This is a genomic window from Neobacillus sp. Fa239 (genome assembly GCF_055395235.1).
On sequence record NZ_AP041611.1, the window covers coordinates 5,236,004 to 5,261,728 of the forward strand.

The window sequence follows — 25,725 nt, forward strand, 5'->3', positions numbered from 1 at the left end:
CACCTTAATTTTCTCCTTGAATCAACATACCAGTTGCTTTCATTTCGTCTAATGAATACTTATACTTATCATTTTTCATCTCCAAAGTATTTTCATCATTTTGTTTCAAAACCCAAGATGTAAACTCTCTCATGCCCTTTTCAAAGGAATAGACAGGGGAATAGTTACACAATTCTTTTCCTCTTTTTATATCTGCAATATTATGTCTAATATCACCTTTTCTAAAATCCCCAGAAATCATAATATTTGACTCAGATAAATATAATCTTTTTAAAGTATCCGCTACTTGCATTACAGAAATACTCTCACCGGTACCAACATTGATGTACTGATTATTAGTAGTTTCATTATTAATAGCGTTACATGTAATATCTGCAACATCAGTCACATGAACAAAATCTCTACTTTCTTCGCCATCCTCAAATATATTGATGTCCTGGTTCTGTAATAAAAGCTTTGAAAATATTGATAGAATTCCCGTATATGGATTATTCAGTGACTGACCCGCTCCATACACATTTTGATATCTGAAGATTGTAAATGGTATGTTAAGTGTAGGGCACATCACCTCAAGCATTTTTTCTTGGGCCAATTTTGTATATGCATAGTAAGAAATTGGGGTTAACGAACACTCCTCGGTTGTATGACGAAGCTCAACTTCATCACCACACACTGGACATTTAACCTCGAAGTCACCATTCTTCATATCACTTACATTCCTTGAATTAGGAACAACAATACCATGTTCTTTGCAATAGTACATTCCCTCCCCATATACAGAGCGTGACGAAGAAAGGATTATTTTTTTAACAGGGAAATTATTTTTAAGGATAGACTCCAATAGATTAGATGTTCCCATAATGTTAACATCAGTATATTTATTTATTTCGTACATTGATTGACCAGTACCAGTTTCTGCTGCAAGATGTATGATATAATCAACACCCTCTAAAGATAAAGTTACATCTTTAAAACTACGGACATCTCCTTTAATTACCTTACATTTATTTTTTATACTTTTATACAAATAAGATTCTTCATAATTTTCTCCATGAATTTGAGTAGAGAAATTATCTAAAACTACAACCTCATAATCTTTGTATATCTTATCGACGATTGTACTACCGATGAAACCTGAACCACCTGTAACAAGTACCTTTTTCATATTCCTTTACTCCTATTTAATTTTTTGCTTTTATACTCAGCAATTTCAATTTTTATCCCCTGACTAAAAGGAATTGGATTAAATCCAAATTCTCCTTTAGCTTCTTCATGTGGAAAACTTCTATCCTCACCCATTCTTTGAACCTTTTCTATATAATCAACTTTCCCTAATGTACAGAGCTTTAAGGCTCTAGCCATTAAAACCCCAATTTCTAAAGGGAAACTCACAAAGAATGTTTTCTTTCCTAGGTTCTGACTTATCAGCTTAAACGCCTCAAGCATTGGGATCGGTTTCTCTCCAGATAAAATATATTCACTCTTGGTTCCTTTTATTGTTAGCAACTGATAATATGCCTTACCTAGGTCACTTGCATTGACAGGTTGAATTAATCCATTTCCTTTGTTTATTACAGGAAACACTCTAAATTTATCCACCATCTTTATAAATTTACTCATGTTTAGGTCTTTCATACTTCCATAAATCATGGTGGGTCTGAGAATAGTGATATTGATTTTGTGGTCCTTTATCATTTCCTTCATTTCTAACTCTATGTTCTTGTAATCCTGAGAAGCTGACTTAAAATTTGAAAAGATTCCAGTTGTGTGAACAACAATAACCCGTTTTACACTTTCCTTCAATGCAGATTTAATTACAGAGAGAGTTTTTTGAATACCAGCAATATGAAGTACAGTTTCTATTCCCTTCATGCAATTGTCCATAAAAATAGGATCATCTAAATCTCCAACAACTTTCTCTAGTTTTAAACCACTTTTATCTAGAAAGGTAGTAACAGAGTTTTTCCTCACAATACAACGAATGGGTTTATCATAATTATGATTTATTAGCTCTTGTAGGAAGTGATTCCCCGAGTGACCTGTAATTCCAGTTACTAAAAGCATTTTTTTACCTCACGTTTATTCCATTTTTAGTTTCATTTTGATCCGAATCCTGAATTTCATTTTCCAGGACTCCTGTCGCACCTTCGACTACACCTTCACTTCTCAAAACACTGATAATAGTTCCTAAAAAGCACTTAATATCCATTAAAAATCCAACTTTCCGAACGTATACTCCATCTAGACTAGCCTTAATATCTATTGGTAGTTCATCTCTCCCGTTTATCTGTGCCCATCCAGTGAGCCCTGGTAAGATACTATTAGCCTCATACTTATCTCGTTCATCAATTAAATCATACTGATTCCAAAGTGCTGGCCTCGGACCAATAATACTCATTTCCCCTTTAAGGATGTTTATTATTTGCGGGAGTTCATCAAGACTTGTTTTACGAAGGAACTTCCCAACTCTTGTAATATAGCTTTCGGGATTTTTTAAGAGATGTGTTGGTGTATCCTTTGGTGTTTCAATTTTCATTGTTCTAAATTTAAGAATAAGAAACTCCGATTTATTTTTTCCTATCCTCCGTTGTTTAAAAAGTATCGGGCCTTTCGATTCAAGCTTAATGAAAATGATTAAAATTATAAAAACTGGTGAAAGCATAACTAATCCTAAAAAAGCAATAGTAATATCAATTATTCTTTTAATATACGTTTTGTAAAACACCTTCGAATTCACCTCAGTTAGAAAAGGTAATTTTAGTATTAAACCATTTGGTCCTCTAATATTTGACCCATAAAATTAATAATCTCTTCTTTTAATAAAAGTTCTTGCAAAGTAAACTCAATTGTAGTCCTAACTAATCAAACTTTCCCCGCAACATTGTACTTCTTATCCTCAAATACAAAAGGGACAACCCTTTGAATTTAATTCAATTTCGCGTTATTTTTCATAGACATAAAGCTGATAATTCTTTTGAATACCCTAATAGATATTTAGTTTGCTACAGATAAAATAGAAGTTGAATCAAACCTGTTATTTGCAACAGCAATTAACATATCATGCATTTCCGTTTCACTCATATTCAAAAGTTGATTGATTATTTGACTAAGTACTTCGGAGTTCATTACATTAGCTTTCCCAATTTGAATTTTTGGAAAAATACTTTCAGGATGCACTTCATTTGCATTAAGAAGCTCTTCGTACATCTTCTCTCCTGGACGAAGTCCAGTAAAATGGATCCCGATTTCTTCTTCTTGATAACCAGAAAGTTTAATTAAGTTTTTAGCTAAATCAACAATCTTAACTGGCTCCCCCATATCAAGCACAAAAACCTCTCCGCCTCTTGCTAAAGATCCCGCTTGAATAACAAGTCTCGAAGCTTCTGGAATGGTCATAAAGTAACGTGTCATTTCAGGATCAGTAACGGTAACTGGTCCCCCAGCTTGAATTTGTTTTTTAAATAACGGAATAACACTACCACGGCTGCCAAGCACATTTCCAAACCGAACTGCGACGAAATTTGTATTACTATTTTGGGCTAGACTTTGAATAATCATTTCAGCAAAGCGCTTAGTCGCTCCCATAACATTTGGGGGATTCACTGCTTTATCTGAGGATATCATGACAAAGTTCTTTACACCGAAAGTTTCGGCTGCTTCAGCTACGTTTTTCGTACCAAAAATATTATTTTTCACTGCTTCTCTTGGATTGTATTCCATTAAGGGAACATGCTTATGTGCCGCTGCATGGTAAACAACGAATGGCTTATGATCTTCCATTATTTCAAATATTCTCGTTCGATCTTGAATATCTCCAATCACAGGAATAATCTCAATTTCATTTTGGTACTTATTTCGAAGCTCCATATCTATTTGATAGATACTATTCTCACCATGTCCCACCAATACAATTTTACTAGGGGAAAACTTACATATCTGCCGGCAGATTTCCGATCCGATTGAACCGCCAGCGCCGGTAACTAAAACTGTTTTTCCTGACACATATTCCGAAATACTCTCAATATCCAACTCTACCGGTTCTCTTCCTAATAGGTCCTCAACCTGAACTTCACGAAATTGATTAACAGAAATCTTCCCTGTCATTAAATCTTCTAGTTTCGGAATAATTTGCGTTTTCGCTTTTGTTTTTGCACACTCATCAAAAATACGTGTTAACTCTTTTTGTTTTAAAGAAGGGATGGCAATGACGATATTATCAATTTGGTATTTTTCGACCGCTTCCGCAATGCATTTTGAATTACCCACAACTGGTATTCCGAGTATATCCAATTTATATTTAACTGGATTATCATCAATAAACGCTACAGGCTTCAAATCACTCTCATTGTTATGCAGCAATTGTCGTGCTACCATTGTTCCGGCTGAACCGGCACCAATAATCAAGGTTCTTTTTACGCTCTGTTGATTACTAATGTAGTTATCACGAAACATTCTCCACGAAAACCTTGATCCGCCTATTAAAAGAACATGAAGCATCCATGCAATCATTAAGGCTCTGACATAGATATTATGAAAAACAAGTTCTTGCATGATTGCTGTTACCGCGACTGTGAAACTTACCGCTTTAACAATTGCAATCAGTTCCCCTACACTCGCATATTGCCAGGCCTTATTGTACAGCTTATAAATAGAAGCAAATATATGATGGCAGCATAACAAAGTAATCGAAGTAATCGGCAACATTTTCAGTTTAAAGATCGGTATTTCTGGGACCAGTGTAAAATAGCTTATGTAGATTGCTGTTAAAACGATCACCGAATCCAATAATGCCAGTGTGGTCAATCTCTGTCGATAGGACAATGGTTACTTCCCCCTTTTATTTCTCTATTTTGTTAGTCTACTAAAGTAATAATGAGCAAAAAATAAATATCTAATGGAATTGCGAGTGCTTTCACACTTATTCTTTCATTAGATATCTATTGTTTTTTAATTTGGCATCTAGCCCTTCCTCACATCATCCCTTTGACGACATGCGTCTTAGGAGGGATTACCCTCCTATAGCATGATCGAGTGCCTCCATGGATAACGGACAGAGAGACCTCGCCAGTTAGGTGGTGAAATCTGACAAAGTTATATGCTTAATACGTCAGCATGCGTCTAATAAATCGTTCGCACAAATCGAACTTACAAACACACATTTTTATCATTTATTAACAAATACAGCACGAAGTTACTATAATAGGTAACCAAAATAGTAACCTCATTTATAAAAAATTATTTATTTATTGCTTTACCGATTTCTCTTTCGATCTCTTCGGAATTTAACCCCTTGTGTCTCAGATTTAACATAAACAATTCTCCGGACCTCATCTCTGAAAATCCTCTATGATAGGGAGCATTCCATTTTGCAGGGTCTTTCAAAGAAAATAAATTATTTCCTTCATCCCAATCAATGACATTTAAATCTACAAGTTTTCCTAACTCATTTCGAATTCTAGTCTTACCAACACCACATAATTCAAAATCTTGCATATTTGGCACTACCGCTGATTCTTTCGATAATCCATGAGATAGAGCAGTTATAAAATTTATAATATTAACTTGCCTCTTTGTAAGGTCTCTTTTAATAAGTTCGCCTCTAATTGTCATTAATTTCACTATGAATCCATCTTCCATATCAATATACTTCACAAGAGTATTGTAGACGGCATCTCTGAAATTTTGATACTCCTTACTACTCATCTGCCTCACTCTAATCCATCCCTCGGATACTTTTTTTCAATTTAAATAATACTTATATAATTTACAAAAAAGTCCAAACTATGCAAATGGATGGAGGCAACCGGGATGAATGCGAGTAGCGAAAACGTCTAAGCTTCAGCGAATATACAATTAACGAGATTGTTAAACAAATTGCCTTTAAATTCTATCGGTATAGTCGGTTAAAATAACAGAAATTTCTTTTTCTTTTTTATTTGAATCGGAATTTCCTTTATAATATTTTTCCCATCAATTAAAAGTTCTGCATTTTCTTTAAAGAGATAAACATAGTCCGTTCCAAACTCAGAATCTATGAAATGAAAGGCTTCTTCCATTTTGAAAGAACGGTTTACAATATTATGAGCATCTGATGCAATGAAGTGAGTTAAATTTGATTCTATTAATTGCATGGAAAATTTTTTGATGTTTTTACCAAAATACCCGCAAACGCTTGAAGCCGTTACCTGTGTTAATGCACCCTTTTCAACTAACTTATAAAGAACCTCGGGTCTTTCTATTAGTACAGAGTTTCTCTCAGGGTGGACAATGATCGGTGTAAGTCCTTTCATTTGTAAATCAAATAGAAGCTTTTCTGTATATCTTGGTACATGGCTTGATGGAAATTCAATGAATACATATTGACTATCATTTAATGTCTGAATTTCATTTTTTTCAAAGTCATCTATTAATTCGCCGTAGATCCTTGGTTCTTGCCCTGCAAGAATTTTTACCTTTATATTTTCGTCTTTTAAGACCTTGTTTAACTCTTTCACTTTTTCAATAATCAAACGTTTGCGATTATCATATTGACTATTTAAATGAGGGGTGGCAATGATTGTATGAATCCCTTCTTTTGCCGCATACTTTGCCATAGTAATGCTATCTTCGACACTCTTTGCTCCGTCGTCTACACCGGGCAAAATATGACAATGTAAATCAATCATGGCCCCACGCTCTTTCCAAATAATTGTTATATTATTAGAACCTTTTTAATAATAGTCTTGTGGAAAACATTGGTAATGATTGGTGTTTTGTTGAAATTTGTTATTTTGAACCATAATAATAGTAATAATCGTTTTTCTGCACTTCTTTATGGTTTAACACCACACCTAAAAGCTTGCTTTGTGCATTTCCGAGCAATTCTTTCGCTTTTTTCGCTTGATCGATTTCAGTCCTTTCACTATAGACAACCAAAATCGATCCATCACACTGATTAGCGAGAATTTGCGGGTCTGCCACAGCTAATAATGGTGGTGTATCAAATAAAACGTAATCAAATATTTCTCTGGCTTCTTCGATAAACTGCTCCATGGACTTAGAGCTTAATAGTTCTGCCGGATTTGGCGGAATCGGACCACTTGTTAAAATAAATAAGTCATTCTCTTCCGTGTCTTGAATGGTTTTATTAAGCGTAGATTGCTTTGTTAATACAGTAGTAAAACCATGTAAGTTATTGAGACCAAATGTATGATGGACCGTTGGCTTTCGAAGGTCTGCATCTACTAGCAATACTTTTTTCCCAAGCTGAGAGAACGCCACCGCAAGATTTGCAGCAGTTGTTGACTTTCCTTCTGCAGGGCCGGAAGAAGTAACCATGATGACTTTGATCTCATTATCAACAGAGGAATATTGAATATTGGTACGAATCGTTCGGTATTGCTCAGAAATCGGTGATTTCGGATCAATCAATGTCACTAGCTTCCGAGTTGTATCATTTCCGGTGTTATTTTTCTTTTTTGTCTTAAGAGCCAAGTGTCTCACCTCTTACTGAAGATTTTTTCGCTGCTCTTCGTAATTTCAGTTCTTCCATCTTTTGATCATCAATGGTTGCAATGACACCTAATATCGGAAGCTCTAAAACTTTTTCAACGTCTTGTTCGTTTTTAATGGTGTTATTAAAGTACTCTAGTAAAAAGGCAAGACCGACACTAGCCATTAAACCAACAACAGCCGCAATGGCTACATTTAAAGATTTTCTAGGTTTGATTGGTGCTGGGTGGTCACCTACATTCGCTTTTGCCAAAATACTCACATTATCGACTTTCATAATATGAGGAATTTCTGTTTGGAAAACTTCTGCTGTTTTGTTTGCGATCTTTTCAGCCACAATTGGATCCGGATTTGTAACAGATACATTTAATACCTGTGAATTCGTTTCGTTGGCAACAGTAATAATTTTATTCAATTCATCGGTTGTCATGTTTAAGTTAAGGCCTGCTGCAACTTTGTCTAATATTGCCGGGCTTTTAATAATAACATTGTAGGTATTAATCAATTGCAGGTTGGTTTGAACTTCGTTTCCGGTGTAGATGGATTGATCGCTTTTCGTTTGGTTTACGAGAATCTGTGTAGAAGCTTGATAAATCGGGGTTAAGAAAAAGTAACTTACAATTCCACTTGCTAAAGCGGCAATGATTGTTATCGAAACGATCATCCATAATCGTTTTTTTATTGTTTCTAACAATTCTTTTAAACTAATTGTCTCTTCCATTGTGTCCTCCTAAATAAATCAATAAATCAAAACATGTAACATTATAGCATAATTTGTCATCATTTTGTTTTTTTGTCACGTTTATCTCACAAATTCTATTAAACACCTTTTTGTAAGAAATTTGAAGAGGAAATGGACAATTCCATTATTTTCATAGGCTTCATTTGCATAAAAAAAGTGATAGTAGGCGCTTTCATTAGGCACTATTACCACTAAGATTAACTTACTTTCATATTTTTCAATTCAGCCATCAAAACCTCCACTAAACTCTTCACCGTCAGCTCATTTTCACTGTTACCTTTTTCATAGGCCTTTTTTACGATATCAGAAAACGTGATTTGGTGACTCTTCTCCGTACTCTCCACTTTCTTTCCCCTCCTGCGTGCTCTCTAATTTCCTATTTTATTCCTATTAGATGTGGTTGTAAATAAAAGTTAAGTCATAATTTGGTTAAAATTTAATGAATTTGTAGAATATTGTCTCAATGGTCATTTTATTTCCACAAGAAATATTCATTCCCCCATTTTTCGAGGGTCTTTTGTCATGAATTGCAATTTCTTGTTCTGATAATTAGTAAACTATGGTAAAATATTAATCAACTACTATACTACATCGAGGTGATTAATAAGTGAAAAGAACCATCGTCGGCGCTGTGTCGACAGCCGCACTTCTTTCGATTATTTATGCCGGGTCTGCTTCGGCTGCTACATATAACGTACAAAAGGGTGATTCTCTATCCAAAATCGCCTCCAAATACCATATCACTGTCAGCCATTTAAAGTCGATGAACGGATTAAAATCTGATGCACTCCATGTGAATCAGAAGCTCACCGTTCCAGGTTCCACCACCACTACAGTGGCAGCCAAGCCGCAAACCTACACCGTGAAATCAGGCGACGCCTTAGTGAAAATCGCCAATCATTACAAGATTACGGTTGGTGAACTTAAACTATGGAATAGATTAAGCAGTACGATGATTTATCCTGGCCAAGTTTTGAAGGTTTCGGCACCAAAAAAGGTAACCCTTAAGATTGAATCAACCGCTAAACCTGTTGTGGTGAAGAGTGCTACTCCACAGACGTCTATCTATGTAATCAAAAGCGGGGACAGCCTCAGTAAGATTGCCGTGAAATATAAAACCACTGTCGCTCAATTGAAATCGTTGAATATGCTCAGATCCGATTCAATCAGAGTGGGGCAAACACTGAAGGTGCCTTACCTCGCGAAGCCCGTCGTGACCACTAGTACAACCGTTAAACCGGTGACAGATTACACCGTTAAAAGCGGCGACACGCTTGGAAAAATTGCCTTGCATTTCAAGACCACTACTGCACAATTAAAAGTGCTTAATAATCTAAGATCCGATCAAATCTATGTTGGGCAGAAGCTGAAGGTTTCTGGTAAGGTGGCCAAACCGGTTACGCCGCAGCCGCCAAAGGTTAACCCGCCGGCACCGAGCCAACCTGCTCAAAATAATGTATCGGATTATACCGTTAAAAGCGGCGACACACTCGGGGGAATTGCTTTACAATTCGACATGACTACCCAGCAGTTGAAAACACTCAATAACTTGAAATCAGATAGTATCTATGTCGGGCAGAAGTTAAAGGTTAATGGGGTTTCAAAGACAGAATCTACTCCGACACCGACAACAAATCCGGCACCTACTACGAATCCGACGCCGGCTGCTAGCGATTTGGGAGCTCAAATGCTGGGCGCCGCGAAAAGTGTGATGGGCGTACCGTATGTCTGGGGTGGCAGCACGACATCAGGCTTTGATTGCAGCGGATTTATCTATTACATAGCCAATAAAGCCGGCATGAATATCGGCCGCTTAACAGCAGAAGGCTACTACAACCGCTCCTACTATGTAGACAAGCCAAAAGCCGGCGACCTCATCTTTTTCGAGAATACATACAAATCGGGCATTTCCCATGTCGGAATCTACCTAGGCAACAACCAATTCATCCACGCCGATGAAAAACTGGGCATCTCGATTAACAGCTTGGATAATTCCTATTTCAAGCAGCATTTTGATGGGTTTAAGAGGTTCTATTAAAATACAAAGGGTCAGACCCCTGGGGTCTGACCCTTTTAGTATTCTATGAAACAATCAGTAATGGTTGTGCGATGGCCGGTAAGATGATTTCAACCGTGGTCCCTTCATTCACCTGGCTATGAAACTTCAATTCTCCCTTATGACTTTCGATAATCCTGTAGCAGGTCATCAAGCCAAGGCCGGTTCCCTTTTCTTTTGTGGTGTAAAAGGGCTCGCCCAGTGTCGGAATTCTTTCCTGCGGGATTCCCACCCCATTGTCGATAATCTGAATCACTACTTTTCCCTCTTCTTTTCGTTTGACTCTCACATCGATAAGGCCGCCTTCTGGCATCGCCTCGATGGCGTTTTTCAACAGGTTGATGAACACCTGCTTTAATTGATTTTCTTCGCAGCTGACCTTCGGTAAATCGCTTTCAATTTCCACGAAAATCTGCACATTATTCATAATCGATTGCGTATTGATTAAGGTAACAACATCCTTCAATAGTACCTTTAAATCACGTTCCGCAAAAACCGCCGCATTCGGCTTAGCGAGAACCAGGAATTCCCCGACGATGGCATTGATCCGGTCGAGCTCCGACAGCATGATATCTATGTATTCTTCCCGAACAGTGTTGGACCTAAACAACTGAATAAAACCGCGAATCGAGGTGAGCGGATTGCGGATTTCATGGGCGATCCCCGCCGCCATCTGTCCTAATAACGCCAGCTTTTCCGACTTTTGCAAAAGACGCTCGGTTTCTTCTTTTCGCTCTGAAATATCCTTACCCATTGAAAGCACTGCCGCTTTCCCTTCAAAGATAATACTCATGGACGAGACCTCAAAGAATACCGTTTTGCCGTCCGGCCGTTTTGCTTTGTATTCAATCGTGTTGACCGGCCCTTTCTCTCTTTTTACTTGATTATATCGTTCATTCATCCGCTCGAGATACTCAGGTACAACAAATTCAAAAAGGGAGTGGCCGATCAGAACTGATTTATCATCGTCCCCCAACATAGCAAAGGCTGCTTTATTAGCATAAATAAAAATATGATCCCTTGTAATATAAACCGGCTCCGGCAGCGAATCGACTAATTGCTTGTAGCTTTCCTCACTGGCCCGGGCTTTTTTTTCAAAATAGCGCGCACGGTCATACTGCCAGCCAACCGCCCAAGCAATCAGCGTAAAAATAAAAAAGTCGTACGTAAAAAAATCACGATCCTTAGTAATATACTGGAAGGCGGTAAAACCTAAAGAAATAAAAACAAGAATAATTTGCCCCGATTTTTTCATAATTTGTCCTCTGAAAATACGAATATAATAATTAATTATAGCACTAATATCCCAATAAGAAATCGCAATATTTTGGTAGAATTGTTGGTGTGTAAATAAATATAGGAAAGCGGCAATTAAAATGGAAAAAGTGGCAAATAAAATTTTGAAACTGGAAAATAAGTTTGGGGAAATGAAATAAGAATGGATATTCGGGTAACCTTATAAGGGTTATCTTTTTTGTTTACAAACACTTTACATACCATCCCTTGAAGATGCGATCATTTTAATATAATCTATATAAGCAAATAGTTATATGTTTATTTGCGTGAAAGGAGTTATGCCGATGGAACTGGAGCGAGCTGCCTATGGCTTAAAGTTACTGGGAGATAAAACCCGTTTAACTATCGTCGCCCTTCTCAAACAGCGGGAATGCTGCGTATGTGAATTTCAAGAAGTATTCGACATGAGCCAGCCGTCTATCAGCCAGCATCTAAGAAAGCTGAAGGATGCCGGCATTGTAAACGAATCAAGGAAAGGGCAGTGGATCTATTATTCCTTGAATTCACAAAGTGACTTGTATGGTCTAATTGATGATGTATTAAGGCATGCGCCAGATCAGACAGAAAAAATCAAACAGATTGAAATAAGCAATCCGACGCTTCGTTGCGGTTGTTAAGGGGCAAAATAATGAAGAAAAAGTTAATCAGCGAGTTTTTAGGCACCTATTTTCTTGTTTTTGCCGGAACGGGTGCGGTCGTCATTGACCAAATAACAAAAAGCCTGACACATGTCGGGATCGCACTTACATTCGGTTTGGTCGTCATGGCCTTAATTTTCACTTTCGGTCACCTCTCGGGCGCCCACTTTAATCCTGCTGTGACAATCGGATTTCTCCTCCAAGGGGATATTCAAAAGCGGGAAGCCCTTTATTATATTTTGATTCAAACCCTGGCAGGAATCGCGGCAAGCGCAACGTTATTGGCTTTATTTGGAAACGTGGCGTCACTCGGCGCTACACTGCCGAGAGGCTCTTGGTCGCAATCATTTGTATTGGAATTTATCCTAACGTTTTTCTTGATGATGGCCATTTTCGGTTCAGCCGTTCACGGAAAAGCAGTAAAAGGCTTTGCCGGAATCGCGATCGGCGCGACAGTCGGGCTGGAAGCCATGTTCGCAGGTCCCATCTGCGGTGCTTCGATGAATCCGGCTAGATCAATTGGTCCGGCATTGGTATCAGGGAATACCCACTATTTATGGGTGTATATTGTTGCAACCATTTTAGGGGCAGGTTGTGCAGCAATCATTTATAAACTACTACACGAAAAATAAAGGAGAAAACGCTATGTCTAACAAAACCATCTACTTCTTATGTACAGGAAACTCCTGCCGCAGCCAAATGGCAGAAGGATGGGCAAAGAAATACTTAAGCGATGAGTGGAACGTCAAAAGCGCCGGTCTTGAGGCACATGGATTAAACCCTAATGCCGTTAAGGCGATGAAAGAAGCAGGAATCGATATCTCTAATCAAACGTCTGATGTGATTGACCCTGAAATCCTTAATAACGCAGATTTGGTCGTCACCCTCTGCGGACACGCAGCAGACCACTGTCCTGTCACTCCCCCTCATGTCAAACGGGTTCACTGGGGATTTGATGACCCGGCGAAAGCCGAAGGGACAGACGAAGAGAAATGGGCATTTTTCCAGCGCGTTCGCGATGAAATCGGCGACCGGATTAAAACTTTCGCTGAAACTGGGGAATGATAAGATAAGACGGGAAATTTGTTAGGAGGAATCCGGACATGATCATCACAGACGAAGCTCGTGAAAAGTTAAAACAAATGTTCGTAGAAGAGAATGCACAAAACATCCGAATCTATTTAGAAGGGTTTGGCTGAGGCCAGCCAAGAATTGGACTGGCTCTGGATGAGCCGGAAATAGACGATATCATCGTCAACATCAATGATATACAGGTCGCAATTGATCCGATCATTGAAACGATTACCCAGGACCTTATTCTTGACCGTAGCGGAGATGGAAAAGGGATTTCGATGATCGGAAATACAGGGGGATGCTGTTAAAAAAGACCTTTACAGGTCTTTTTTCTTTGCTATTTTCGTAAGTATTGTAGTTTTTCGAAATGATTTTTTATTAACGATTTTAACCAAGAGCTCCAGTTTCGGACTCCATGCTTTGAAACATGCCAAACCTAGCTATAGGCGACAAAACAGATGGAGACGCTGCTGAAAGTGTCCTATAATACGTCTCCTCTTATAAAAATGGGTCTCACAGAAGTAAGACCCTTCGTAAATCAGAATCAAGAGCAGCAGTCAGTGGATTAGTGGGTTTGAGCAGCAGTAGAACAACAGGTAGAAGCATTTTCACGGCTTATATCAACATCTGCTTTTGTGAAGAAAAACTCCCACTCGTTTCCATCAGGGTCATGAACCCAGAATTTGTCTTGGAGGGCGTAACAGCAGGTTGTGTTGATTTCGTCATATTGGGAAAGAATCCCGTTTTCTGTGAGTCTATTCTTATGCGCCATTACCTCTTCTGTACTTTCCAATTGAATACCAAAATGTCCGACTTGATTTCCGCTTACTTCATCTCGAAGATTTAGGGTAAAATTTAATCCCGGTGTTTCAAGCAGGAACTTTGCATAATCGGGCTTTACTTTTACAGGTTCGACACCAAATAGATTGCTATAAAACTCAATAGATTTTTCCAGGTTTGTTATATTAAGACCAACATGCGCATATTTCATATCGATTTTCCCCTACATGATTATTTACTGCAGCAACCATTCCCTTTTTGTTCAGTTTGTGGTTTGACTTCTTCAATTTTCACATTGCAGCAGCTGGATTTTTTCTTAAAGATCTTTAACATGAATAACCCCTCCCTTCGACTAGGCTTCATTATTATTCATTGTTGATTTTCGTGTAGGTATGGGAACTCATAGGGGGAGAATTTCCGGCTAATGTATATAGAGACTGCTTAAGAAGCAGATATAAGCGGAGAAATTCCCATTAACTGCTCTAAATAAGACAAAATCCAGAGATTTGGATCATATAAACGGAAAAACTCCCTTTATTTTTAAGGAAATATGGGAATTTCCCAATTTAAGCGGAATTTTACCGTTTATTTTTCAAACACAGTGAAATCAACATTCAGTTATATCAGAGCCTTCGATTAAACCAGGTAAAAGATAAAGCCTGACAGGGTCGACATCACAAAGACGGAAAATACAAAGGTGGTGACCAATTGCTTTTTAAAGATGGATTTGAGCAGAATGACTTCCGGGAGGCTCGCACCGGCGGAGCTGATGATCATCGCCATGACCGGACCCAATGCCATCCCTTTTGCGATCAGGATCTGAGAGATGGGTATCATGCTCGAAAGACGGATATAGAGTGGAATCCCGATGATGGCGGCAATCGGAATCAGCCACCAATGGTCTTTTCCAAATACACTTGAAATCCATTCCGTTGGTACCAGTCCATGGATGACCGCACCGATTGCAGCTCCAAGAAGTAAATAGGGATAAACACTTTTCATTAAGTTGAGCGTTTCTGAGAGGGCATATTTTAGGCTGAAGGTTGGATGTTCTTCCTCATATCCAGTCATGACGACGTTTTTCACGGATTTTTCAAACCCTAACTTTTCAAGGGTAAAGCCGATGATGATGGAAAATATCGAGGTTAATAGAGTATAAATAATCGTCACTTTCCATCCCAAGGCAACAGTCATTATCGTCAATATGGTAGGGTCGAGAACAGGTGAAGCGAACAAGAAAATCATCACGATCCCAAAAGGCATTTTTTTCTTGAGCATATTTACCACCACTGGAATCGTGGAGCAGGAACAAAAGGGTGTAATAAAGGCAAACACGATGGCAGCGAATGTGGCAATGAATTGATTCCTTCCGGTTAACTTTTTTTCGATTTTTTCATACGGGATCATTCCTTGAAGAAGACTGATGACAAATGAAATGGCGATAAACAATACGGTTAATTCAAGGGCAATCGATAAAAAGCTTTTAAATGTGTTCAGCCACATAGATAGATCCCCCTTAGCATTGGCTTGCACAGCCGCATGTTTGTTGCACCGTTACTGATTTCTGATGGCTGCTCCATTTTTTAACCAACTTTTGAAAGAATGTTTCATATTTTACTCCCTCGTATTTCCATGCATCGCGGGCAATCCTTTCAATTTCCTCTTGACGCAGCTTCGCCATTTGATAGATTTCATAGTCGTTAAAAGACATGGTAAACTCCTCCTTAATCAAATTATATTGATATATTAATCAAAAAAAATTGATATAAAGCGTAAAAAAATTTATCAGCTGTCCGGTTTGAACAGACAACAAAGCTCATGAGACAATAAGTGGTTTAATTCTTTCTGGTTTAATTCGTAATAGCTCCATGTTCCTTTTGTTTCTTTTTTGATGATGTTGGCATCTAATAAAATTTTTAAATGATAGGACAATTTCGACTGCGCCATGTCAATCATAGGTGCTAAGTCGCATACACACATGGCACCATTTTTGGTTAGCAGATTCATGATCTGTAGTCTTTTTTTATCGGCTATTGCTTTAAATTTTTGCTCGTATGTCTCAAATACCCGGTCCAGTGAAACGTCCTGTAATTCAATGGTGTAGTCCGATTTCTCTTCCATATTCTCCCCTTCCTTAATTAATCAAATAATCTTGATACACTTACTTTATTCCAATATTTACAAAATGTCAACCACTTAATCAAAAATATTTGATATATTTTCCGGCCGGTCCCCCACCATATTTTAATACCTAAGCATGTGAAGGATTTTTGGTTTCTCCTAACTTAGATTGGGATTATTATACTGATGATTTCTATTGAGAAATACAAGGTAAAAATAGCGTTGATGAACATATTAAAACTTTTATGATTTACTTAAAAAAGGTCTATACATTTTTCTTTTTTTTATTTATACTGTATTATAACAACATAAATATCAACTAGCTGTATTAATAAAGGAGGAGTTAAAATGTTAATGAGTCCAGTTGAATTTTTTCGTAATTTGCCAAAAAAGGAATGCCCTAAATGCGGGCAGCATATGCAAGAGCAAGCAGAAAGTTATATGATGGATTGTGACGAATGTTTATCGAAAAATGAAGAGTAAAGTTTGTTAACTCTCCAGCATTGCTGGGGGGTTTTTTTCTTTCATAACAATAATTTACCGTTAAGTGAGTGAGCGGTTAAAGTGGTCTACTTTTTTTATGTGTCCAAGAACTAAAATAAAACCCGAATAAAATGTTAGTACCATAAAGTGAGGTGATTACAATGCTCAATAATCGAAGTGAACCAGGTTGGGCGGATATGAGAAACAATCGAAGTAATTGTAATTGTGACTGTAATGGAGTTGGCCAACCGAATGAGGGTTGCTGTTCTGGCTCTCATTTAAGAGACCCTGGAATTAAAAGAATTCGTCCTGGTCTTTATTTTGCTGATGCAGATCTCCAGTGTAGAGGGTCAAACTGTAGTGGTGCCGACAGAGACATTATTTATGAGTGGACTTTATATCCACTTCAAGGATCCAATGTAAGGATCGTCGGAGATTCGCGTAAAGTAGGTAATGACCGGTTGGAAATCGCGGGAACAGGAACATTTGAATTGTATGTAAAAGTTACTTTTCGTTGTTATGCTAATGCCTTTGTTGATTGCGTTAGAGAAACCTCAAGAGAATTCACAGAGAGGTATGGCTATAGTAACATTTACCGAGTAAACAAATAAAAAGTGCTTTATTTCAATAAGGAAAAAGCCTTTATCGTTGTAATTATCGATAAAGGCTTTTATATTTATTGGCACTTAAATTTTTTATAATTGTAATGCTGCTTTTTTAATAACTTCGTAGTTTTTATGATTGATAACGGTTACATTATTATCATAAAAAATATCCGTAGGATTTATATGTATTTTAATCATAACGGAGTTTTCATAAACCTTTTCCACAATCCCGATAATTCCTTTTTTAGATCGAATCTGATCATTTACTTCTGCAATTTTCATGATGTCTCACCCTTTTTAACTATAATTTACAGAAGATTCTCTAATATTTCAACCCTTTATTGCAATGAAGAGTAAAAATACTCTTAAAAGCTGAAATGAACTGCACCCTTTAGTTTTTCCTTTCATCTTCATTGTCGTTCATGGTTTCTTGAGTAAGCTCACGAGCTGAATTTTTAAATTCTTTTAACGTTTGTCCGAAAGCTCTCCCAACCTCAGGTAGCTTTTTGGGTCCGAAAAGGATTAATGCAAGCACTACTATTAAAATTAATCCTGGTATTCCTATATTCGAAAACATTGGTATACCTCCTTTATATTTGTAATGGTCCTTTCAACTTTATTAGTTTTTAAATATTACATTATATAAATATAGGTTAATAATTTGGTAACATTTTCGATGTTAATCAGATTTGTGCCTTTATAACAACGCTCGTTCTGTTTTTTCCATCTTTATTTTGCCACCGCCGTTTTCATTGCTTTTAAAATTTCATTTGCAGCACGTTCTCCTGATTCTACTGCACCATTTAAATAGCCTTGAAAATCGAGGGAGGTGTGCTCCCCTGCAAAATGGCAATTGCCTTCAGGCTCACTTTCTACCCCTACAAATTTTGTATATTGTCCTACTCCCCAATAGGAGTATGAGCCCAATGTATATTTGTAGCCGGTCCAGTAATCAATCGTTGGGGCTGCATTGGGATTCATCTTATTCTTTATCCCCGGCATTAATGGATCGAGTTGATTAAGAAATACATTAGCTGCTTGATTCGGGTCCGCCCACTTCGCAGAATCCGCACCGATATTTCCTCCGGTGAAATCAACAAGAATCCCGTTTTTTCCGGATTGAGCTCTTGTTACTTCCCACGTATTTTGAAAGCCTATATCCGAAAAAGTCTCTCCATTGCATGCGAAATTTTTCCAATAACGATCCGTAAATTGGACATGTAATTTCGTATTTGTCCCCATTTGTAATTCCTGAATAGCAATCTGCTTTACAGACTTGAAATTCGCTTTTGAATAATCAACACTCCGTAATTTTGAGAAGGGCATGGCTATTACGACTTGGTCAGCTATTACCTCAACATTGCTAGAATCCTTTTTGAAGGTTAATGAATAAGTATTGTCCTGATTAAGCTTAATTGCTGTCAATGCTGAATTTAGCTGGATTTGGCTTTGCAGTTGCTGCCCTAACAATTGAACGATTTGTTCGTTTCCTCCACGAACATGATACTTTTCGTTAGACGGACCGAATAACCTCATTTGTCCCTGCCCCGAGAATGCCAGTAAATAAAGAAGATTCAATGCACTTTGTTTGCTTGACTCGGCACCGTACTACGAAAAATAGGAGTATGTGCCATCCCCTTTCTCCTCTCATCATTCAAAATACTCATGAAATAATTGTATAAGATAAGGGACAAGCATTATAGAATATTTTTCCATCAATTTTCTACACAAAACTAAAAGATATTACAAATATTTTTGAATCTAAAATACCCATTAGGAAGCGTTAAATGATTGTGAAGGAGTTTACTTATTGTAGCGGGCGCTTTAGTTGAATAATCTAGAAGCTGCGGCAGCCCTTTTTCTTATTCGACTAATTGGCTGGTATGTTAAGGCACGAAATACTTACACTAGTTCTATAGAAAGCTTTTTGTTAAAGATTAAATAAACTGCATTTGAACTTAGTATTAGTTGGTAGAGACCATAATAATTATAAGGAAGGAATGAAATGTCGGATTTTTTTGAGTCTATAATTGAGTTATTTTTGGACCTTGTTGTGGAGAAGTTTAAGGAAAGTAAAATTGGAAAAAAACGTGAAAGATTACGCCGAGAAAGAGTTGAAAAGAATATTAACCTTCTTTCAGAGCAGGAATGGTTTGCAGATTTATTAGAAAATCCTCCATACAAAAAAATAATTTATAATCAGATGGACAACTTACTTCATAATCAAGGATTTGTAAACAGCTTGGTAAAAGGTGATACGAAAACCAAACATTATTTTTTGAAGACCCTCAATAATAAAAATCCAATGGATATTAAATGAGAAGGATGAACGTGATCCCTAATTATAATGCTTATAGTCCAGCATATAAGAGGATTGGTTTAATAGCCGGAAATTCACCGCCTATGAATTTTCATACCTACACGAAAATTAAAAAAACGCAGGTGTGCTTAACGGGTTCCGTTTCCTGTCACAAAACCCAAAAATGCAATTGAAAATGTAGCCCAATTTGTACTGCCTTTTGTATCTATTTTAATATCTATTTTTAGTAAAAGAGCGGACCCAGTTGAGGGAATCCAGCATAGATTTGATAAATAAGCGGAGAAATTCTCTTAATTTGGAAATAGCACTGAAAATAGCTAAAATAGACGGAGAGATTCCGTCTATTGACTCGAAAAACATGAAAATGGGGGAATTTTCTTTGCATAACCGGAAATCCTCCCCTTATTTACCCCGAAACGAGCTCCATTTTGCAAATAACCGAAAAATCTCCTCTTATTTTAAATATAACTGGTTACTCAATAAAGGATAAGAATATCAAATTGAGAGTAAAATTGTAGGGGTACATTTTATAGTTCTCAATTCGTACTAGAGAAAATTAAGCCATTAAAGTATTTAATGAAAGGGGCAATTTATGTCGATAATTGATGACAAAAACCATTTTATTGTATTCGCTTTCATTTGTTAGAATCAGTTTACTGACGTAATTAAGGGGCGAATATTGGTGAATAGTAATTTATTTGAACTCATTGAAAAGCTGAGAAGAAGAATGATTTCAGTAGGAATGTCCAAAGGATTTACATCTGAAGAAACAATTAATCTTAGTCAGGAACTTGATAATCTATTAAATTTGAGAAGAAAATTATTGAGTGAAACTTCTGCGTAAAAGTATAAACTAGTGTTCCGGTAAAAAGGTAAAAGGTGAGAAAAATCTTTGTGAAACAATTCACCTAAAGTAACGAGCGCATTAGCTACAGCGATTTTTTTATTATTCTACTAACCTATAACATTGATATGATGCATATGTAACCAAAGAATAGCGTTTAAGGACTTGACTAGGAGCCTCTGTGGGTACGATTTATCTTGAAAGGCTGAAGCAGTTGTTTCATCAGGCAAACGAGCCCATCATACCCACCTCTCCAAGTAAAGTCCTATCGTTGTTTATGTTGAAATGCGAGTTTTGCTTTTTCAGGTTCCAACATGAAGCAAAGATCGTTATTCAATTGTATATTTCATTGCATTGTACATATTTGCTACGTGTTCATCGACTTTGTCTCGTGACATGCGTAGCCGTTCCACTGAAGTACCATATCCAATTTCTTGTTTACCCTCTTCTAAGCCTTTAAAAATCCCATCTGCGAATTCATCTAACGGTTCTCCAAAAGTATGCAACCCTGCTCCGCCTAAATCTGTATTCACTGCCGGAGGAGCTACTTCAATTACTTCTACAGATGAATCAGAAAGTTGGTGTCGTAGACTCATCGTAAATGAATGAAGTGCCGCTTTCGTTGCTGAATAGATCGGAGCAATGGCAAACGGAGTAAACGCCAACCCAGATGTGACGTTAATGATCGTCGCCTCTTCTTTTGTAGCAAAAAATGGAGCAAACAGCATAGACAGATGTATTGGTGCTTCAATGTTAGTTGTGATTTCTTGATTGAAATAATTCCATTTGCTCTTCGCATCTGCTTTTAACACATTAAAACGTTGTTGAATCCCTGCGTTGTTCACTAACACATTCACTTCTGGATAGTTCTCTGTTACCCAATCAAACAATGATACACGCTCAGATTCCGTGCTCAAGTCACTTACATGGGTAATAAGGTCCGGGAATTTTTCTTTTGCATTTTTCAGGACGTGTTCACGTCGTCCCGTAACGATGACTTTATTTCCAGCTTTAATAAAGCGCTCAGCAAAAGCTAATCCTATTCCCGCACTTCCACCTGTAATAAGTATGGTATTTCCTGAAGGTTTCATGTTAGTTCCTCTTTTCCTATTATTTTCTTCACTTTATACCTTTTCTGAAATTGTGCGTTTTATATACCTCGTAATTTTCATGTCAATCCTCTTTAAAGATTCTGTCATTAACGAAATTTCATCTAGTACTGCCTGCTTGTGGTTCCTCATCATTTCAAGTCGGAGTTCAATGGTATTGTCTCCTTCTACTACCCAATCAATATATTGCTTAATCCCACTAATGGGCATGTGCGTATTTTTTAAACAAATAACGGTTTCAAGGAGTGAAATTTGAGCTTCTGAAAATAACCGCCTCCCTGCTTTATCACGCTCAATCAGTGGCAGTAGTCCCTTTTTTTCATAATAACGTAACGATGATTCTGTAATATTGAATTTTGCTGCAGCTTCGCTAATTGAACAATATTTCATCAGAGACCTCCAAATTCTATCTTTCCTTGTCGACAGGATTATGATACGACTTAAACCCTAGTTTAAGTCAACAAAAAAGAGCTGCTAAATTAGCAACCCTGATTTTTTTTAATGAAATCATCGGTGAATGTGAAATCATTAATCGAGTTTTATTAGCCGAATTTAAGCACTATTTATCGGCTTTGGATACATATTAATTTGGAGCAGCTTTTCGCTTCTTTATGAATTTGCTGCTGTAAAATCTGGCTATTTATATCATCATGGTTGGACTTACTGGTACTCTTCCTTTTGCTATCCCGTTCTTTTCTATATTCTTGTTCTAGCTTTAAAACTGGTTCGGTTGTTTGTTCAACAGTCGAGGGATAGTAGCAATCAAAGAGTGAATTGAAGCAGAAAAAAGCCTAAATGGTTTTCGATTTAGGTTTACTCTTTTGAGATAAATATAATTAAAACGGGGATTATATTGAACTCTACTAGTACGATTCCCTTTTAATTCATCCTCTTACTTTTAGTTGTGTGATAGTAAACAGATCTCTAATGATCCGTCAAAAAAGCCATAATCGCTTCATTAATGATTTCCGCCTGCTCTACTGTCAATGAATGTCCCGCATTCGGAACCAGTTTTGTCGTAAGATTTGGGATAAGCTGCTTTGCTTTTTCGAGCATTTTGAATGGATTGTAAATGACCTCGTGTTCACCCACTAGTAACAGCGTTTCGACTGTGAGATTTTGAAGCTCATGATCCGAAAAAACAGTGGGCACGACTCGGATGCAAGGCACACAATTTAAACCGGATACGACAAATTGACGGATCAGCTTCTCCGATTTTTCCTCTGTTTGAAAGGATGGACTTAAAAACCACGAAACCTCTTTCCGAATCCGTTTCACTGACGGGAACAGGACAGCCGGATACACTTTGAAGAAAAATTTCGGCGTGACTTTATGAATGCCCGCTGCCGGCGCACATAATATCAATTTTTCAACTCTCTCAGTAGTGTGAATCGCATAATTCATCGCAAGCCATCCACCCATGGAATGTCCGATAAAAACAGCTGATGATAGATGGAGTCCGGCGAGGATATCGTCCAGCCATTCCACCGCATCCTGTGAAGTTTTCATGACCCGTGTTACTCTCCCTTTCCCTAAGTCGCCAATCGTATCCAATGCATAGATTCGATAGCGGCTGGTCAGCGCCTCCACATTGGGGTACCACATCGTGGCGCTGAAGGTCATGCCATGAATTAAAATAAGAGGCTCCGCATCCTTTGGCCCTGCTGCGACGATATGCGTTTCCCCAAAACGAGTGGAAATCATCATTTCTTCGTAAGGAACCTTCCAAAGTCCCAACACTTCCTCATATGCATCTATAAACGCTTTTGAATTCCCCTTCTTCCGAAAGATTGAGGGATTATTAGACATACTTCATCACACCACCTGCGAACAATTTTTACCATTTTTACTTATTTTCCTATCTTTTATCCAATTCCTTCCTTCGTTTTTTTAAGGAAGGGGAAATTTGCTATAATCTTTTTAAAGAGAGGCGGGTTTTTATGAGGAAGGTTGAAGTTGTCGCACATAGGGAAGAATGGTCGAAAATGTTTCAGGATGAAGCTGAAAACTTAAACGCCATTTTCGGGAATGAGATCATCCAAATTTTTCACATTGGCAGCACTGCCATTCCCAATATCCAAGCCAAACCGATTATCGATATTTTAGTGGAAGTGAAAAAAATCGAACGAGTTGATGATTTCCTTCATGAAATGGAACAGATCGGGTATGAAGCCAAAGGGGAAAATGGAATAGCGGAAAGAAGATTCTTTATCAAAGGCGGGGATCATCGGTCTCACCATGTTCACATGTTCGAGACAGGCAATAAAGAAATCGACAGACACCTGGCCTTTAGGGATTATATGATTGCCAATTCCGAGGAAGCACACAAATATAGTGAACTGAAACAAGCATTAGCACAAAAGTACCCGGCAGATATTGAAAAGTATATTGAGGGTAAACATGAATATATTCGAGAAATTGATGAAAGAGCAAAACGGATGTAATTAATATACCGGTTGCTGATTTTAACAAGATCGAGGGCATCGTCCAAAGACAGTTTGTGTGTTTTTTCGGGTGGAGGTGTCCTCGAGGGCTTGGTTCAAGGACACTTTGAATGTTTTTTTAGGCCGTAGTGTCCTCGAGGGCGGGGTTCAAGGACACTTTGACTGGTTTTTTAAGCCGAAGTGTCCTTGAGGGCGGGGTTCAAGGACACTTTGACTGGTTTTTTAGCCGTAGTGTCCTCGAGGACATGGTTCAAGGACACTTTGACTGTTTTTTTAGGCCGTAGTGTCCTTGAGGGCGGGGTTCAAGGACACTTTGATTGTTTTTTTAGGCCGAAGTGTCCTCGAAGGTGTGGCTCAAGGACACTTTGACTGTTTTTTTAGGCCGAAGTGTCCTCGAAGGCGTGGCTCAAGGACACTTTGACTGTTTTTTAAGCTCAAAGTGTCCTTGAGGGTATTCGATATGATACGAGGCCAGCTTTTTTGGTCGCAAATATGCCCTCTTCTTTACATAGCTCAAAGATATCAATCGCTAATTCAATAAAAAAACGAAGACAATTGATCTCTCGCCTTCGTTCTTCTAAATTACATGGTAGCTAAAATCTCCTGCATTTTTTGTCTTACAAGAGGATAAAAATTATTTTTCGCATCGGTAGTGCTGTTACCTCCAAAAAATCCTGTACCCGGACATGTTTTCACTGCATGCCCTTTATTGTTATCCAATACTCTTTCCCCCGTATTCATGTCCCACCAATGATGGTATTGGATGCTGTCAATGGAAGGCGTTAACCCAAATTTGATACAAAATAAAGCCGCAACCGTAATGATGGTTTCTCTTTGCTCGGGCGTCATTTGATCGTTTCCAATATCAAAGTTCCCCAGGTTTTCCGTCGCGACCGCCGTTGCTTCAATGGTTGGTGTGACCGATTTATTTAGCAGCCCAAACGAACCTTGCGGAGGTGTGTTAAATGGTCTGCCCACGACGACTCTTCCATCCGGGAATGTCGTTAATTGCTGACTGATATCGTTCCAGTGCATCGTATTCACATGATAATCCTTCATCGCATTCATTAAATCAAAATGATTGGAGCCGTTAAAGTTCTTATAGGAAGGCTGGTAAGTGTGATGCTCTTGGAAAAACGTAATTTTTCTCGTGATTTTTTGATTAAATAGCCAATCCCTAAATTGCTCCCTCGTCATCAGCACAAACTGCCCGTTCATTGACAGTTTTGTCGGGATAATCTTCAATTTTTGCCCCACATGCAGGACATCTGTGTTAAGTCCATTTGCCGTTTTGATTAAGGAAACCGAGGAATTAAACGCTTGGGAGAGCTTCCATAACGTATCCCCTGCCACTACTTGATACATAATCGGAACCCGCAATTTCTGTCCAACCAGCAATTGATCAGGCTGTTGCAATCCATTGATCAATTTAAGATCCGTTGCCGTGGTCCCATAGGTATTGGCAATTTTCCATAACGTATCACCTGATTTTACTTCATAGGTATTCCGAGGATTATTTTGGGCAAAGGCTTGAGAAAATGGTAGAAGCAGCAATAAGGTCAAAATCGATATCACTTTTTTGTTCATGTTCATTTTCCCTTCTATAAGGATGATAGACACCTTATATTTTTTGGAAAAAGCATGAGGGCTATCCTAGATGTCCGATTCCAAATGCTGTAAATAAAGCAATTTCAATTTAAGCATCCATATAAAACCTTTCCC

Annotated in this window: 29 protein-coding genes and 1 pseudogene; 9 read left to right on the top strand and 21 right to left on the bottom strand. The window is 37.9% G+C overall.

What is annotated here, in order from left to right; translation table 11 throughout:
• Nucleotides 1-4: 4 nt before the first annotated feature.
• From ACZ5XR_RS25815 to ACZ5XR_RS25855, 9 genes are all read right to left on the bottom strand, one after another.
• Complete coding sequence (locus tag ACZ5XR_RS25815) at nucleotides 5-1,165, bottom strand: NAD-dependent epimerase/dehydratase family protein (protein ID WP_464499291.1); 1,161 nt, start codon at nucleotides 1,163-1,165, stop codon at nucleotides 5-7.
• Complete coding sequence (locus ACZ5XR_RS25820) at nucleotides 1,162-2,064, bottom strand: NAD-dependent epimerase/dehydratase family protein (protein ID WP_464499292.1); 903 nt, start codon at nucleotides 2,062-2,064, stop codon at nucleotides 1,162-1,164. The genes ACZ5XR_RS25815 and ACZ5XR_RS25820 overlap by 4 nt, the downstream gene beginning before the upstream one ends.
• A gap of 4 nt (nucleotides 2,065-2,068) precedes the next feature.
• The gene (locus ACZ5XR_RS25825) at nucleotides 2,069-2,725 is read right to left on the bottom strand and encodes a sugar transferase (protein WP_464499293.1); all 657 of its coding nucleotides are present in this window, start codon (nucleotides 2,723-2,725) and stop codon (nucleotides 2,069-2,071) included.
• A 269-nt stretch (nucleotides 2,726-2,994) separates the two neighbouring features.
• Nucleotides 2,995-4,821, bottom strand: a complete 1,827-nt coding sequence (locus ACZ5XR_RS25830) for a polysaccharide biosynthesis protein (RefSeq protein ID WP_464499294.1) — start codon at nucleotides 4,819-4,821, stop codon at nucleotides 2,995-2,997.
• Nucleotides 4,822-5,235: 414 nt separating this feature from the next.
• On the bottom strand, nucleotides 5,236-5,703 hold the full coding sequence (locus ACZ5XR_RS25835) for a replication protein (protein WP_464502439.1): 468 nt from the start codon (nucleotides 5,701-5,703) through the stop codon (nucleotides 5,236-5,238).
• A gap of 200 nt (nucleotides 5,704-5,903) precedes the next feature.
• Nucleotides 5,904-6,665 carry a tyrosine-protein phosphatase gene (locus ACZ5XR_RS25840; RefSeq protein WP_464499295.1) on the bottom strand — a complete coding sequence of 254 codons (762 nt, stop codon included), beginning with the start codon at nucleotides 6,663-6,665 and terminating at the stop codon, nucleotides 5,904-5,906.
• Nucleotides 6,666-6,765: 100 nt separating this feature from the next.
• On the bottom strand, nucleotides 6,766-7,473 hold the full coding sequence (locus ACZ5XR_RS25845) for a CpsD/CapB family tyrosine-protein kinase (RefSeq protein WP_464499296.1): 708 nt from the start codon (nucleotides 7,471-7,473) through the stop codon (nucleotides 6,766-6,768).
• On the bottom strand, nucleotides 7,463-8,212 hold the full coding sequence (locus ACZ5XR_RS25850) for a YveK family protein (protein ID WP_464499297.1): 750 nt from the start codon (nucleotides 8,210-8,212) through the stop codon (nucleotides 7,463-7,465). Before ACZ5XR_RS25850 ends, ACZ5XR_RS25845 begins: the two co-directional genes overlap by 11 nt.
• A gap of 218 nt (nucleotides 8,213-8,430) precedes the next feature.
• Entirely contained in the window at nucleotides 8,431-8,577 is a 147-nt protein-coding gene (locus ACZ5XR_RS25855) for a hypothetical protein (protein ID WP_464499298.1), read from the bottom strand.
• A 263-nt stretch (nucleotides 8,578-8,840) separates the two neighbouring features.
• Here ACZ5XR_RS25855 and ACZ5XR_RS25860 point away from each other — a divergent pair, with 263 nt between their 5' ends.
• Nucleotides 8,841-10,271 (top strand): C40 family peptidase, encoded by a 1,431-nt coding sequence (locus ACZ5XR_RS25860; protein WP_464499299.1) that lies wholly within the window; start codon nucleotides 8,841-8,843, stop codon nucleotides 10,269-10,271.
• 43 nt (nucleotides 10,272-10,314) lie between these two features.
• On the opposite strand, the gene ACZ5XR_RS25865 is transcribed toward ACZ5XR_RS25860, so the two are convergent.
• Entirely contained in the window at nucleotides 10,315-11,544 is a 1,230-nt protein-coding gene (locus ACZ5XR_RS25865) for an ATP-binding protein (protein WP_464499300.1), read from the bottom strand.
• 319 nt (nucleotides 11,545-11,863) lie between these two features.
• Between ACZ5XR_RS25865 and ACZ5XR_RS25870 the strand changes: the two genes are divergently transcribed.
• The 3 genes from ACZ5XR_RS25870 to arsC are packed head-to-tail and all read left to right on the top strand — an operon-like array spanning nucleotide 11,864 to nucleotide 13,288.
• Nucleotides 11,864-12,202, top strand: coding sequence for an ArsR/SmtB family transcription factor (locus ACZ5XR_RS25870; RefSeq protein WP_464499301.1), 339 nt, complete (start codon nucleotides 11,864-11,866; stop codon nucleotides 12,200-12,202).
• An 11-nt stretch (nucleotides 12,203-12,213) separates the two neighbouring features.
• Nucleotides 12,214-12,855: an MIP/aquaporin family protein gene (locus tag ACZ5XR_RS25875; RefSeq protein ID WP_464499302.1), complete on the top strand. Its 642-nt coding sequence runs from the start codon at nucleotides 12,214-12,216 to the stop codon at nucleotides 12,853-12,855.
• Between the two features lie 13 nt (nucleotides 12,856-12,868).
• Nucleotides 12,869-13,288, top strand: coding sequence for an arsenate reductase (thioredoxin) (arsC, locus tag ACZ5XR_RS25880; RefSeq protein ID WP_464499303.1), 420 nt, complete (start codon nucleotides 12,869-12,871; stop codon nucleotides 13,286-13,288).
• A gap of 574 nt (nucleotides 13,289-13,862) precedes the next feature.
• On the opposite strand, the gene ACZ5XR_RS25885 is transcribed toward arsC, so the two are convergent.
• The 4 genes from ACZ5XR_RS25885 to ACZ5XR_RS25900 all read right to left on the bottom strand — a co-directional run bounded on the left by ACZ5XR_RS25885 (nucleotide 13,863) and on the right by ACZ5XR_RS25900 (nucleotide 16,198).
• A complete protein-coding gene (locus ACZ5XR_RS25885; protein WP_464499304.1) occupies nucleotides 13,863-14,288 on the bottom strand; it encodes an ArsI/CadI family heavy metal resistance metalloenzyme in 426 nt (141 codons plus the stop codon).
• A gap of 425 nt (nucleotides 14,289-14,713) precedes the next feature.
• Nucleotides 14,714-15,580, bottom strand: a complete 867-nt coding sequence (locus tag ACZ5XR_RS25890; RefSeq protein WP_464499305.1) for a permease — start codon at nucleotides 15,578-15,580, stop codon at nucleotides 14,714-14,716.
• Between the two features lie 13 nt (nucleotides 15,581-15,593).
• Entirely contained in the window at nucleotides 15,594-15,788 is a 195-nt protein-coding gene (locus ACZ5XR_RS25895; protein WP_464499306.1) for a hypothetical protein, read from the bottom strand.
• 74 nt (nucleotides 15,789-15,862) lie between these two features.
• Nucleotides 15,863-16,198: an ArsR/SmtB family transcription factor gene (locus ACZ5XR_RS25900; RefSeq protein ID WP_464499307.1), complete on the bottom strand. Its 336-nt coding sequence runs from the start codon at nucleotides 16,196-16,198 to the stop codon at nucleotides 15,863-15,865.
• 348 nt (nucleotides 16,199-16,546) lie between these two features.
• On the opposite strand from ACZ5XR_RS25900, the gene yhfH reads away from it, so the two are divergent.
• Both yhfH and ACZ5XR_RS25910 read left to right on the top strand, forming a co-directional pair.
• Entirely contained in the window at nucleotides 16,547-16,681 is a 135-nt protein-coding gene (gene yhfH / locus ACZ5XR_RS25905; protein WP_464499308.1) for a protein YhfH, read from the top strand.
• A gap of 161 nt (nucleotides 16,682-16,842) precedes the next feature.
• Entirely contained in the window at nucleotides 16,843-17,292 is a 450-nt protein-coding gene (locus tag ACZ5XR_RS25910) for a hypothetical protein (protein WP_464499309.1), read from the top strand.
• An 84-nt stretch (nucleotides 17,293-17,376) separates the two neighbouring features.
• On the opposite strand, the gene ACZ5XR_RS25915 is transcribed toward ACZ5XR_RS25910, so the two are convergent.
• From ACZ5XR_RS25915 to ACZ5XR_RS25925, 3 genes and pseudogenes are all read right to left on the bottom strand, one after another.
• A complete protein-coding gene (locus tag ACZ5XR_RS25915) occupies nucleotides 17,377-17,568 on the bottom strand; it encodes a DUF2187 family protein (RefSeq protein WP_464499310.1) in 192 nt (63 codons plus the stop codon).
• A gap of 109 nt (nucleotides 17,569-17,677) precedes the next feature.
• Nucleotides 17,678-17,863, bottom strand: a complete 186-nt coding sequence (locus ACZ5XR_RS25920) for a twin-arginine translocase TatA/TatE family subunit (protein WP_464499311.1) — start codon at nucleotides 17,861-17,863, stop codon at nucleotides 17,678-17,680.
• Between the two features lie 152 nt (nucleotides 17,864-18,015).
• Nucleotides 18,016-18,873, bottom strand: a pseudogene (locus ACZ5XR_RS25925) (flavin monoamine oxidase family protein); the annotation flags it as partial.
• A gap of 418 nt (nucleotides 18,874-19,291) precedes the next feature.
• On the opposite strand from ACZ5XR_RS25925, the gene ACZ5XR_RS25930 reads away from it, so the two are divergent.
• A complete protein-coding gene (locus ACZ5XR_RS25930; RefSeq protein WP_464499312.1) occupies nucleotides 19,292-19,606 on the top strand; it encodes a hypothetical protein in 315 nt (104 codons plus the stop codon).
• Nucleotides 19,607-20,288: 682 nt separating this feature from the next.
• Nucleotides 20,289-20,450, top strand: coding sequence for an aspartyl-phosphate phosphatase Spo0E family protein (locus ACZ5XR_RS25935; protein WP_464499313.1), 162 nt, complete (start codon nucleotides 20,289-20,291; stop codon nucleotides 20,448-20,450).
• Between the two features lie 329 nt (nucleotides 20,451-20,779).
• Here the strand turns inward: ACZ5XR_RS25935 and ACZ5XR_RS25940 are convergent, their stop codons facing one another.
• The 3 genes from ACZ5XR_RS25940 to ACZ5XR_RS25950 form a co-directional block, all read right to left on the bottom strand.
• Nucleotides 20,780-21,541 carry an SDR family oxidoreductase gene (locus ACZ5XR_RS25940; protein ID WP_464499314.1) on the bottom strand — a complete coding sequence of 254 codons (762 nt, stop codon included), beginning with the start codon at nucleotides 21,539-21,541 and terminating at the stop codon, nucleotides 20,780-20,782.
• Nucleotides 21,542-21,574: 33 nt separating this feature from the next.
• Nucleotides 21,575-21,949 (bottom strand): MerR family transcriptional regulator, encoded by a 375-nt coding sequence (locus ACZ5XR_RS25945; protein WP_464499315.1) that lies wholly within the window; start codon nucleotides 21,947-21,949, stop codon nucleotides 21,575-21,577.
• A gap of 534 nt (nucleotides 21,950-22,483) precedes the next feature.
• Nucleotides 22,484-23,368: an alpha/beta fold hydrolase gene (locus ACZ5XR_RS25950; protein WP_464499316.1), complete on the bottom strand. Its 885-nt coding sequence runs from the start codon at nucleotides 23,366-23,368 to the stop codon at nucleotides 22,484-22,486.
• A gap of 131 nt (nucleotides 23,369-23,499) precedes the next feature.
• Between ACZ5XR_RS25950 and ACZ5XR_RS25955 the strand changes: the two genes are divergently transcribed.
• A complete protein-coding gene (locus ACZ5XR_RS25955) occupies nucleotides 23,500-24,003 on the top strand; it encodes a GrpB family protein (RefSeq protein WP_464499317.1) in 504 nt (167 codons plus the stop codon).
• A 582-nt stretch (nucleotides 24,004-24,585) separates the two neighbouring features.
• Here the strand turns inward: ACZ5XR_RS25955 and ACZ5XR_RS25960 are convergent.
• Nucleotides 24,586-25,590, bottom strand: coding sequence for a LysM peptidoglycan-binding domain-containing protein (locus tag ACZ5XR_RS25960; protein ID WP_464499318.1), 1,005 nt, complete (start codon nucleotides 25,588-25,590; stop codon nucleotides 24,586-24,588).
• Nucleotides 25,591-25,725: the final 135 nt, after the last annotated feature.